Origin of the sequence: uncultured Tessaracoccus sp. (genome assembly GCF_947255005.1) — a bacterium.
GTDB lineage: Bacteria > Actinomycetota > Actinomycetes > Propionibacteriales > Propionibacteriaceae > Arachnia.
Genome location: NZ_CAMYFI010000073.1, coordinates 1 through 9,971, shown reverse-complemented (window position 1 = coordinate 9,971; position 9,971 = coordinate 1). Strand labels below are relative to the sequence as shown.

General features: G+C 66.9%; 12 protein-coding genes. 4 read left to right on the top strand and 8 right to left on the bottom strand.

The genetic code is table 11. The features are described from left to right. The 3 genes from larC to larE all read right to left on the bottom strand — a co-directional run. Positions 1-614 (bottom strand): nickel insertion protein (larC, locus tag Q0X61_RS11545; protein WP_297742800.1); only part of this gene is annotated, 614 nt, incomplete at its 3' end. Beyond that, on the bottom strand, positions 607-1,290 hold the full coding sequence (gene larB / locus Q0X61_RS11540; protein ID WP_297742798.1) for a nickel pincer cofactor biosynthesis protein LarB: 684 nt from the start codon (positions 1,288-1,290) through the stop codon (positions 607-609). The genes larB and larC, both read right to left, overlap by 8 nt. Beyond that, positions 1,287-2,168 carry an ATP-dependent sacrificial sulfur transferase LarE gene (larE, locus tag Q0X61_RS11535; protein ID WP_297742796.1) on the bottom strand — a complete coding sequence of 294 codons (882 nt, stop codon included), beginning with the start codon at positions 2,166-2,168 and terminating at the stop codon, positions 1,287-1,289. The genes larB and larE overlap by 4 nt, the downstream gene beginning before the upstream one ends. A gap of 419 nt (positions 2,169-2,587) precedes the next feature. Between larE and Q0X61_RS11530 the strand changes: the two genes are divergently transcribed. Genes Q0X61_RS11530 through Q0X61_RS11520 form a run of 3 tightly spaced genes read left to right on the top strand, consistent with a single transcriptional unit; the run spans position 2,588 to position 3,870 of the window. Beyond that, entirely contained in the window at positions 2,588-3,001 is a 414-nt protein-coding gene (locus Q0X61_RS11530; protein WP_297742794.1) for a hypothetical protein, read from the top strand. After that, the gene (locus tag Q0X61_RS11525; protein ID WP_297742792.1) at positions 2,991-3,419 is read left to right on the top strand and encodes a type VII toxin-antitoxin system HepT family RNase toxin; all 429 of its coding nucleotides are present in this window, start codon (positions 2,991-2,993) and stop codon (positions 3,417-3,419) included. The genes Q0X61_RS11530 and Q0X61_RS11525 overlap by 11 nt, the downstream gene beginning before the upstream one ends. Positions 3,420-3,471: 52 nt before the next feature. Then, on the top strand, positions 3,472-3,870 hold the full coding sequence (locus Q0X61_RS11520) for a hypothetical protein (protein ID WP_297742790.1): 399 nt from the start codon (positions 3,472-3,474) through the stop codon (positions 3,868-3,870). Positions 3,871-3,886: 16 nt separating this feature from the next. On the opposite strand, the gene Q0X61_RS11515 is transcribed toward Q0X61_RS11520, so the two are convergent. The 3 genes from Q0X61_RS11515 to Q0X61_RS11505 form a co-directional block, all read right to left on the bottom strand. Continuing rightward, on the bottom strand, positions 3,887-5,194 hold the full coding sequence (locus Q0X61_RS11515) for a lactate racemase domain-containing protein (RefSeq protein WP_297742788.1): 1,308 nt from the start codon (positions 5,192-5,194) through the stop codon (positions 3,887-3,889). A gap of 77 nt (positions 5,195-5,271) precedes the next feature. Beyond that, positions 5,272-5,655 carry a type II toxin-antitoxin system VapC family toxin gene (locus Q0X61_RS11510; protein ID WP_297742787.1) on the bottom strand — a complete coding sequence of 128 codons (384 nt, stop codon included), beginning with the start codon at positions 5,653-5,655 and terminating at the stop codon, positions 5,272-5,274. Continuing rightward, positions 5,652-5,879 (bottom strand): FitA-like ribbon-helix-helix domain-containing protein, encoded by a 228-nt coding sequence (locus Q0X61_RS11505; protein ID WP_297742786.1) that lies wholly within the window; start codon positions 5,877-5,879, stop codon positions 5,652-5,654. Before Q0X61_RS11505 ends, Q0X61_RS11510 begins: the two co-directional genes overlap by 4 nt. A gap of 194 nt (positions 5,880-6,073) precedes the next feature. Here Q0X61_RS11505 and Q0X61_RS11500 point away from each other — a divergent pair, with 194 nt between their 5' ends. Next, a complete protein-coding gene (locus Q0X61_RS11500; protein ID WP_297742784.1) occupies positions 6,074-7,243 on the top strand; it encodes a Fic family protein in 1,170 nt (389 codons plus the stop codon). Between the two features lie 54 nt (positions 7,244-7,297). On the opposite strand, the gene Q0X61_RS11495 is transcribed toward Q0X61_RS11500, so the two are convergent. Next, complete coding sequence (locus Q0X61_RS11495; RefSeq protein WP_297742782.1) at positions 7,298-8,374, bottom strand: PfkB family carbohydrate kinase; 1,077 nt, start codon at positions 8,372-8,374, stop codon at positions 7,298-7,300. Continuing rightward, on the bottom strand, positions 8,371-9,825 hold the full coding sequence (gene gndA / locus Q0X61_RS11490; RefSeq protein ID WP_297742780.1) for an NADP-dependent phosphogluconate dehydrogenase: 1,455 nt from the start codon (positions 9,823-9,825) through the stop codon (positions 8,371-8,373). Before gndA ends, Q0X61_RS11495 begins: the two co-directional genes overlap by 4 nt. Positions 9,826-9,971: the final 146 nt, after the last annotated feature.

The window sequence follows — 9,971 nt, the reverse complement described above, 5'->3', positions numbered from 1 at the left end:
CTCAGATTGCCGTGCTGGGTGCGCACGTCGCCAGCGCCGACGGCCACCGTCGAGCCCGACGCGCGCGCCACCCGTAGTGTGCGCAACGCCTCCGCGACGCCGACGATGTCGCCGATGGAATCGAGCGCCCCCACCTCGTGGAAGTGCACATCCTCGACGGACATGCCGTGCACGTGCGCCTCGGCCTCGGCCAGCAGGCGGAAGGCGCTGAGGGCGAGGGTGCGCGTCGCCTCGGGTACGCCGTCGACGGCGAGCATGGCCTCGACATCGGCGAGGTGCCGCACCGGTGGGTTGGGCTCGTCGGCGATCACGTCCACCTTGCACGCGGTGAACGGCCCGCGCTCCACACGCCGCTGCTGGAGGTGCAGCTTGCCCGGCGCGATGAGCTCCAGCACCGCAGCCACGCTCGCCGCGTCGGCGCCGGCGTCGATCAGCGCGGCGAGCAGCATGTCGCCCGCGGCGCCCTGGGAAACGTCCAGCCACAGGAGGTTGTGGGCGGGTGCAGTGGGCTGCCACAGCGCGCCGGGCTCGATGCGGGTGCCTTCGGGCACCTGGGTGCCATCTGCCGTTGTCACATGGTGGTGATGGTGGCCGCCGGCGGTGATGTCATGCATGCGGGAACTCCTTGCGGGCGGTGATTTGCGCGGCCAGGTGGCCGGCGCCGTAGCCGTTGTCGATGTTGACGACACCGACCCCAGGTGCGCAGGCGTTGAGCATCGAGAGGAGGGCGGCCACGCCGTCGAAGGCGGCGCCGTAGCCGGTGGAGGTGGGGCAGGCGACGACGGGGCAGCGCGCCAGCCCTGCGACGACGGGCACCAGCGCCGCGTCCATGCCCGCCACCGCGACGATGACGTCGGCGGCTTCCAGTTCGTCGCGCCTGGCCAGCACACGGTGCAGGCCGGCGACGCCGACGTCGATGATCTCGGTCACCTCGCGCCCGAGGAAGCGGGCCGTGAGCGCGGCCTCGCGGGCGACTGGGAGGTCCGACGTGCCCGCGCAGACCACCGTCACGCGCCCGCCAGTGGGGGTGGGTGGTTCGGGTGGCCAAGCGACGAGGCGCGCGGTCTCGTCGTGGAGCGCGGTGGGGAACTCGTCGAGGATCACCTCGGCGTGCGCGGGTTCGACCCGGGTGAACAGCAGCGCGCCGAGCGAGGCGCCGCCGGAGGCGCGACGATGCCAGGCCGCCGCGATCTGCGCCACTTGGCCGGGCGTCTTCCCCTGGCACAGCACCGCCTCGGGGTAGCCCCGTCGGGCAAAGCGCTCGAAATCAATGTTGGCTACGTCGTTCATCGGGGTGCCTCCATGAGTTGGAGGGTGAACGCGCCGGAACGGATGCCCTCGAGGTCGACCGCGACGTGCGCGAACCCCGCCGTGCGCACCCCGTCGACGATCACCCGGCGCAGCTCCGCGTCGGCGAGGCGCCCCAGCTCGTCGGCCGGCACTTCGACGCGGGCCACGGTGCCGTGGTGGCGCACGCGACAGTCGGTGAAGCCGGCGGCGAGCACGGCGTCCTCCGCGACGTCGACCTGATCGAGCTTGACTGCGGTTACCTCCTCGCCGTGCGGGATGCGGCTCGCGAGGCACGGTGCGGCCGGCTTATCAGCGCTGGCCAGGCCAAATGCGCGCGCGATGGCGCGGACGTCTTCCTTCGTCGCGCCCGCGTCGGCGAGCGGATGCGCGACGGCGTGCTCCCGCGCTGCGCGCGCGCCTGGCCGATCTACACGCTGCGCGTCGTCCGCATTCTCGCCGTACGCGACGACGGCGAGCTCCAGCCGCGCCGCCTCGTTCTCGTCAATCCGGGTGAACAGTTCGTTCTTGCAGTGGTAGCAGCGGTCAACGGGGTTCGCGGTGTAGCTGGGGTTTACGAGCTCGTGCGTAGCAACCTCGACGAGCTCCAGGTCGAGCGATGCCGCCTGGGCGTGGGCGAGCCGGCGCTCCCGGCGCGCGAGCGACGGCGACACCGCCAGTAGCAGCACGGTTCGCTCTCGCCCGACGGCCTCGGCCGCGAGCGCGGCCAGTGTGGCCGAGTCGACCCCGCCGGAATACGCCACCCCGATGCGTCCCGCATCGCCAGCGGCGGCGCGCAGCCGGCGCATCACGTCGTCGGCCTTCGCGCGAAGAGGCGCTGGCAAGGTGCGCAGGGGTGTCATCGTGGCGGCGGACGGCAACGTGCATGCTCCTTTGAAGACGGTGGCCGATACGTTCGATTCGATCAGAGTCTACGTTCCCACGTCGCCAAGTTGCCAAAGTTGCCACTCGTGGCGCTGGCCGGCACTCGCGAGGGGGTACGGAGGCCGAGCTAACCCGATATCCACACGCGTTTGCCGAAATCGCCCCAAAACGTCCTTCTGGGCAAACGCGTGTGGATATCGGGTTAGGTAGCGCGAGATACCCCATGTGAAGAGGGATGCGGTACCGCTCGTCAGGGGCGACGGTGCGGGCGTCGAGACGGATGTGCTGGATGTGCCGCCCGGCACCGCGGATCAGCCGAGCCTGAAGATAGATCAAGTTCGTGGTGGGTAGACGAGCCACGAACTTGATCTATCTTTACCCCGAGCGTGCGGCGCACGGTCACTAGACTTGCATCATGACGTCGGTGCAAGAGGCACTGGCCAGGCTCCGAGCCGATCAGGCCAGTGGCGCGTTGGAGGAGCTGTGCGCGTCGCAACATATTGCCGTGCTCATGCTGCACGGCAGCGTGCTGCGCGACGCGGCCGTGGCGCGTGATCTGGACCTGGCGTACTGCTTTGAGCGAGGTATTCGCGGCGACGAGTTCGCCGTCGCGACCGCATTCATCACCAGGTACGGCGACCACGTCGACCTGATGCCACTCGACCGAGCTGGCGCTGTCGCCAAGTTCGGCGCCGTGAATTATGGCGAACCGCTCGTGGAGCGCGTGCCCGAGATGGTGGCTCGCCTGCGCATCGCGGCCTTCGGGCAGTACCGTGACGAGGAGCCATTCCGCCGAGCAGCGTTGGAAAGGTTGGCGCATGGTTCCTAGGCAATTCAGCGACGTTGTGGTGCTCGAGCGTCTTCGACTCATCGAGCGGCAGTTGCGGACGCTCGCAGACATCGAGGCCAATCCCGAGCGGGGTGTGGTCGAGCAACTGGCGGTGGAGCGGATACTCACGCAACTGGTGGACCTCGCCGTGGGCATCAATCTGCACACTGTGGGATCGCTAGGGCATGTGGCGCCAACCGATGCGGCTGAGTCGTTCCGAGAAGCGGCGGCGCAGGGGGTGATTCCCCGTTCGCTTGCCGAGGCGCTGATACCGAGCGTCGGTATGCGCAATGTGCTCATCCACGAATACGTGCGCGTGGACGAGCAACGAGTGAACGAGGCAGTCCCCCTGGCATTGGAGCAGTTCGAGCGTTACGTGCAATGCGTGGCGAGGTGGCTGGCGGCACGGGCCGGCTGAGCGCGATGGAGCCGCGCGACGATGACCCGAGTGCCGTCCATACTAATAAGGTATGACGATCATCGCTATGCTGTTCGCGCTACTCTTCGGCATCATCCCTGAGGGGCCTGCTCCGGACCCCGTGCCGCCTCGCACCCATTCCACCGACGTGCACATCGCCGTTGGGGAAACCACTCGAGTGGTGCTGGGACAATCGAACCCCAGCATCGGCGATAGCTACTACATCACTGACGGTGCTGACTCCCCGCTCGCGACAATCAAGGAAGGTCACGACGGTTGTCCGGACGACTCACTGGACGGTGGTTGCAGCTTCCCGGTGTATGCCGACGTGACCGGGCGTAAGGAGGGCACGTTCACCTTCACGGTGCAGTACTGCCTCCGCACCACGTTGGAGAACTGCGACGCGCAGGGCAAGGAGCCTGTGGTCTACACAGTGACGGTGACGAAGTAGCGCCGACGGGGCGCCTTCAGGCGGGTAGCTTCCCGCGCTGGGCTTGCGTGCGGTGGAGGAGCTCGCCGGCCTCGTGCACGACGAGGGTGTCGGGGTCGTGCTCGAACGCGGCGACGTCGACCGTCGCGGGGTCGAGGTAGTTGAGCGAGATTGCCTCCACCGTCGCGCGGGGGATGCCGGTGGCGAGCGTGACGGTGACGCGGTTGGTTTCGACGCCGGTGGCGGGGTCGTAGCTGCCGAGGCCGCGCAGATGCGTCGAGTGGGCGAGCTCGCCCCACGGGTGATCTTTGAAGCGATCCCACTGCTCGACGAAGTACTGGCGGTTGTGGTAGCCGATCTTCTCAATACCGGGGTGCATCACCGATACCTCGCGGATGTGGGGCGCGTAAATGATGAGCTCGCCCCCGTCGGCGACGATCGGCTCGAGCTTGTAGAACCCCTTGGCACCGGTCCACATGTCCTCGTACATCTCGGGGATGATCGACAGCACGCGCTTATACTCGCGCGGCACATACTTCACATGCACTTGGCTTGACACCTCCGCGCACGCCTCCCACGCGGCGCGCGAGTCGCCGAACGCCACGAACTGGAGGTCGTCGGAACCGGGTTTCACGATCATCCCCAGCAGCAGTTTCTCCGACGGGATCAGCTCGGCGGCGGCGTCGATCATCTGGCGCACGGGGGTGATGCCGAGCGATCCGATCATCTCGTAGCTCGTAATCAGCGCGCCCACCCAGTGCGACATGTCGATCACGTCGTGGCCCGACAGACCGGGGAAGAAGTACTTGTTGCCGCCGGAGATGCCGACGACTTCGTGCGGCAGCACCGGCCCGAGGATGAGGGAGATATCGGTGTCCACGACGAGTTTGTTCACGAGCACGGTCATGTCGCGGTCGGTGAGGCGCCCGTCGCTGAGCTCGGCGATGCGCTCCTTGGGCACCGTCCCGAGGTTGGCGAACGTGGCCTCGTCGCGCCACAGGTGGTTGACGATCTCCCAGCCGGGGTAGGTGTCGGCAAATCTGCCTGGTTCGCAGCCCATGAGCTTGCCGATGGCCTCGTCGGACATGTAATCGTGCGTACCAAGCGCGATCACCACGCGGACGGATGCGGGCCGGGTGCCGAGCGCGTCGCGAATGAGTTGGGACATCATCGCGACGGGTGCGTGCCGAGTACCGTCTGGCACGACGAGGGTGACGCGCTTGCCGTCGAAGTCGTGGGCGGCGAGCTGGGTGTGCACGAACTCGCTGAGCTCAGCGTGCGTGAGCACTTCGTCGGGGCCGCCTGCCGTGTGTGCGTCGGGAACGCCTGAGTACAGCTTCGTCATGACACTTCTCTACCACGCCTCGTTGGTCGTCGGGCCGAGTTGCCATCGATGGCTTTCGAACTGACCTATCTTGACCCTCAGCGCTGGACCCGAACATTCGCGCCGTGGCCTCGTGCGGCCAGTTTCCGATCGCAGGTGTAGAGCGGTGTGTCGAGCGCCTCGGCGAGCGCGATGTATTGCGCGTCGTAGCTGGTGAACTGGTGGCGCAGTTGCCAGACGCGGTTGCGTAGTAACCGGACCTCGTGGCGTTGGATGCTGAAGCTCCAATATGTGTCGAGCGCTTCAGCGGCTTGGGCGGCGGACAGCATCTTTCCCAGTTCGAGACCGCGCAGCACCGACATCACTTCGACATCTAGCAGCGTTGGAGCATGCACGTCGCCTTCGAGGGCGGCGAGTAGCTCGTCGGCGGGATCAGAGCCGACGAGCGTCTCCACCATCGCGGACGCGTCGACGACGATCATCGGCGTTCTGCGTCGCGCGCCGCGAGGATGGCATCCGCCGTCAGTGCCTGGCTCCGATCGAGCTTGCGCAGTCGGGCGACGATCTCGGCATTGGTTGGGCGCCTCGCCCACGTTGCGAGCTGCCCGCCGACGTAGGCCGACAGCGATTGCCCCGCCTCGGCTGCCTGGCGTCTGAGTGCAGCAGCGACGTCGTCGGGGACGTCACGAATGTACAAGGTGGACATGAACTGATGCTAGCAAAGTGCTAGCGCGATGATAGATCAAGTTCGTGGCGGGTCTACCCACCACGAACTTGATCTATCTTGGGGCTCCTGTGGCGCGCGCCAGGGAGGCTCCTCATCGCATCCAGTTCATTATCATTAGCAGGCGTTAATGATAATCTGACCGCCTAGGTTCTCAATAACAATAAGGGGGCGACATGGGCACGAACTGGCCAGCGGTGGAGTACCGGCATGCCACCTGGGAGCCGAGTCCGGACGCGTTGATGAGCCGGCGGCGCCGCCTTCGCAACAGGGGCGAGTTTCACTATGTGCGAGTGCCGATGATCGCCTCGTTGCCGGTGCATCTCGACGCGGAAGTGTTGGCGCAAGCGCGGGCGGCCACGTCGACGATTGAGCGCTTCGACGCGACGGCGCAACGTTGGGGGCTGCCCTTCGCCAGTGTGCTGCTGCGGAGTGAATCGTCGTCGAGCTCGGAGATCGAACGCTTGAGTGCGAGTGCGCGTCGGATTGCGCTGGCGACGCTCGGGGAACGCAGTAACCGCAACGCCACCAGCATCGCGCGCAACGTCAAGGCCATGGAGGCAGCGATTGCGCTGGCCGACTCGATGGACGTTGCCATGCTGCTCGCGATGCACGACGCGCTCGGTGGCGGCGACGACCCCGCCAATGCCGGGCGGATCCGCACCGAATGGGTGTGGGTGGGAGGTGAGTCACCCGTCACTGCGGCCTTCGTCCCGCCACACCACGACGACGTGCCCGACGCGTTGGAAGACCTCATGCAGTTCCTGCGCCGCACCGACGTCGAGCCGCTCGTGCAAGCAGCCATCGCCCACGCGCACTTCGAGACGATTCACCCCTTCACCGACGGCAACGGCCGCACCGGGCGGGCGCTCGTGTCGTCGGTGCTGCGGCACCGCGGCGTTGCTCGAAACTTATCGGTGCCTATCTCGTCGGGGCTCTTGACCAACACCGACGCGTACTTCCAAGCACTCACCGCATACCGAGAGGGCAGGCCGGAGGAGATCGTGCTGCAGTTCGCCGACGCCGCCGAAATGGCGGTCGAGAATGCTCTGCGGCTGCGCACCGACGTCGAGGCGGTGAGCGACGAGATTCTGGCGACCGCTCGTCGCACAACGGCAAACATCGTGCGCATGGCTGAGGTCTGTTCCACGGAGCCGGCGTTTAACATCGACATGCTCGTGGCCGCCGGGATTCCCCGCCCGTCGGCGTATCGCCTGTGCACGCGGCTCACCGACGCGGGGCTGCTGCGCCGCGAGCGTCGCGTGGGCGGCGTGGACGCGTGGACCGTCGTCGGGCTCACCCAGGCGTTGGATGCATTTGCCGAACGTGCCGGGCGTCGCGCATAGATAGATCAAGTTCGTGGTGCGTCTGCCCACCACGAACTTGATCTATCTTGGCCCTTAGCGCTGGACTCGGGCGTTGCCCTCCCACATCGACCACACCTGGGCCTCGTCGGCGGGCGCGGCGTAGTCGTGGAGGCTCGTCGCGGCCATCGCGCCGGTGGCCCAGCCGAACTGCATGCACCGCTTAGGCGTCCAGCCCTGCAGGATGCCGTAGAGCACACCGCCGATGGAGCCGTCGCCGCCGCCGATGCGGTCGAGCACGTCGATCTCCCTGAGCGGCGCGACGTTGAACTCGCCCTCGCCGAACAGGATCATGCCCCAGCGATGCCGGTTTGCGGAGAGCACTTCGCGCAGCGACGTGCCGACGTAGGCCGCGTCGGGGTATGCCTTGCGCACCTCAGAGATCATGGCCTTGAAGTTCTCGATCTCGGCGTCGATGTCCTCGCCGCCGGCCTCCGGCCCCTCGATGCCGAGGCACAGCTGGAAGTCCTCTTCATTGCCGTACAGGATGTCGCAGTGCGATGCGATATCGCGGAACGCGGCCGACAGCTCCTCCTCGCGGCCCTTCCAGAAGGATGCGCGGTGGTTGAGGTCGAACGCGACGCGGGTGCCGTGCTCCTTCGCCTTGCGCGCCAGTTCCACGCAGAACTTGCTGGTGTTCGGCGAAATCGCGGCGATCAGGCCGGAGAGATGCAGGATCTTCACACCCTCGTCGGCGAACAGCCGCTCCAGGTCGAAGTCGGCGACGTCGAGGTCGCGCCCCACTTCACCCGCGCGGTCGTTCCACACCCGAGGCGCCCGCCCGCCGAATCCGGAATCGGCGATGTTGAACTGGTGCCGGTAACCCCAGGCGCCTCCCTGCGGCTTGTTCGGCCCCTCGAATGCCATCCCGCGCGCCCGCAGATCCGTCTTGATGAACGCCGAAATCGGCGAGCCCTCGACGAAGTTGGTGAGCACCTTCGTCGGCAAACCGAGATGCGACGAGATCGACGCGACGTTCGTCTCCGCCGACGTGGCCTGCAACAGGTAGCGATCCGAAACGTGCACCGGCTGCCGGTTCTCCGGCGTAATACGCACACCAATCGACGTGGGCACCACCAGTGCCCACTGCGCGTCTTCACGAAGCTGCATCATGCTTCCACCTCCTTGCGGTCGTCCGTCGCCCAGAGCGTGTGGAAGCTGCCTTCGGCGTCGATGCGCGCGTAGGTGTGCGCGCCAAAGTAATCGCGCTGCCCCTGCACCAGCGCGGCGGGCAGCCTGTCGGAGCGCACCCCGTCGTAGTACGACAGCGACGACGTGAACACCGGCGCAGGCACACCGTGGGTGGCGGCCGCGACGACCACCCGTCGCCACGACGGCAGCGCCTTCACGATGCGCTCATAGAAGTAGTCGTCGGCGATCAGCAGCGGCAGCTCCGGGTTGGCCTCGAATGCGCGCGTGATCTCACTCAGGAAACGCGCCCGGATGATGCAGCCGCCGCGCCAGATCTTCGCGATCGCACCCAGGTCCAGTTTCCAGTCGTACTCGGCAGCGGCGGCCTGCATCTCGTTGAGCCCCTGCGAGTAGGCCACCACCTTCGACGCGTACAGCGCCTGGCGGACGTCCTCGATGAACCCGTCGCGATCCTCGACGTTCCACTCCGCGGCCTCACCGGCGAAGCCCTGCGCCGCCTGCCGCTGAATGGGCGACGACGACAGCCCGCGGGCGAACGTCGCCTCGCCGATACCGGTGATGGGCACACCGAGATCGAGAGCCGTCTGCGTGGTCCAAGCGCCGGTGCCTTTCTGTTTCGCGGCGTCGACGATGACGTCGACGAGGGGCTTGCCCGTCTTGGCATCCACCTGGCGCAGCACCTCGACGGTGATCTCCATGAGGTAGGAATCGAGCTCGCCGCGGTTCCACTCTTCGAAGATGTCGGCGATTTCGGCGGGGGTGAGGCCGAGCGCGCGGCGCAGCAGGTCGTAGGCTTCGCTGATTACCTGCATGTCGGCGTACTCGATGCCGTTGTGCACCATCTTCACGAAGTGCCCGGCTCCGTCGGGGCCGACGTGCGTGCAGCACGGCTCGCCGTCGACGTGGGCAGAGATCTTCTCGAACATCGGGCCGAGGCGTCGGTAGGCATCCTCGGAGCCGCCCGGCATGATCGACGGACCGAGCAGCGCGCCCTCTTCGCCGCCGGAGACGCCGACGCCCACGAAGTGCAGGCCAGTGCCTCGCAGCGCGGCTTCGCGGGCGCGGGTGTCGTGGAACAGTGTGTTGCCGCAGTCGACGATGATGTCGCCCTCGTCCATGCGCTGCGCGAGCTCGTCGATGACGGCGTCGGTGGCGGCGCCCGCCTTCACCATGATGATCGCCACCCGGGGCTGCTGCAGCGAGGCGACGAAGTCGTCCATCGATTCCGACGGAATGAACTCGCCCTCGTCGCCGAAATCGGTGAAGACCTGCTCGGTTTTCTCTACCGAGCGGTTGTGGATGGCCACCTTGTAGCCGTTGCGTGCGAGGTTGCGGGCCAGGTTGCGGCCCATCACGCCCATGCCGGTGACGCCAATGTCTGCGGTGGCGGGTGTGGGTGTGGGTAGTGCCATGTGGGCTCCTTCTTCGATGGCGGTACGGGGCGGGGTTCCGCCCAGCATGCAGCATTTCGCACCGCGCCGGGGGTTGTTGCCGTTTCTTGCTATCCCAGCCTGCCACGAGGCTGCGAGGCACGCACCGGAACTGCCAGATAGACTCA

What these genes read in the sequence shown, in the direction of transcription:
- Q0X61_RS11520 (WP_297742790.1), top strand. Translation starts at nt 3,472, where the DNA reads ATGACGATCATCGCTATGCTGTTCGCGCTACTCTTCGGCATCATCCCT.
- larB (WP_297742798.1), bottom strand. Translation starts at nt 1,290, where the DNA reads ATGAACGACGTAGCCAACATTGATTTCGAGCGCTTTGCCCGACGGGGC.
- Q0X61_RS11530 (WP_297742794.1), top strand. Translation starts at nt 2,588, where the DNA reads ATGACGTCGGTGCAAGAGGCACTGGCCAGGCTCCGAGCCGATCAGGCC.
- Q0X61_RS11510 (WP_297742787.1), bottom strand. Translation starts at nt 5,655, where the DNA reads ATGATCGTCGTCGACGCGTCCGCGATGGTGGAGACGCTCGTCGGCTCT.
- Q0X61_RS11525 (WP_297742792.1), top strand. Translation starts at nt 2,991, where the DNA reads ATGGTTCCTAGGCAATTCAGCGACGTTGTGGTGCTCGAGCGTCTTCGA.
- Q0X61_RS11505 (WP_297742786.1), bottom strand. Translation starts at nt 5,879, where the DNA reads ATGTCCACCTTGTACATTCGTGACGTCCCCGACGACGTCGCTGCTGCA.
- gndA (WP_297742780.1), bottom strand. Translation starts at nt 9,825, where the DNA reads ATGGCACTACCCACACCCACACCCGCCACCGCAGACATTGGCGTCACC.
- Q0X61_RS11500 (WP_297742784.1), top strand. Translation starts at nt 6,074, where the DNA reads ATGGGCACGAACTGGCCAGCGGTGGAGTACCGGCATGCCACCTGGGAG.
- Q0X61_RS11495 (WP_297742782.1), bottom strand. Translation starts at nt 8,374, where the DNA reads ATGATGCAGCTTCGTGAAGACGCGCAGTGGGCACTGGTGGTGCCCACG.
- Q0X61_RS11515 (WP_297742788.1), bottom strand. Translation starts at nt 5,194, where the DNA reads ATGACGAAGCTGTACTCAGGCGTTCCCGACGCACACACGGCAGGCGGC.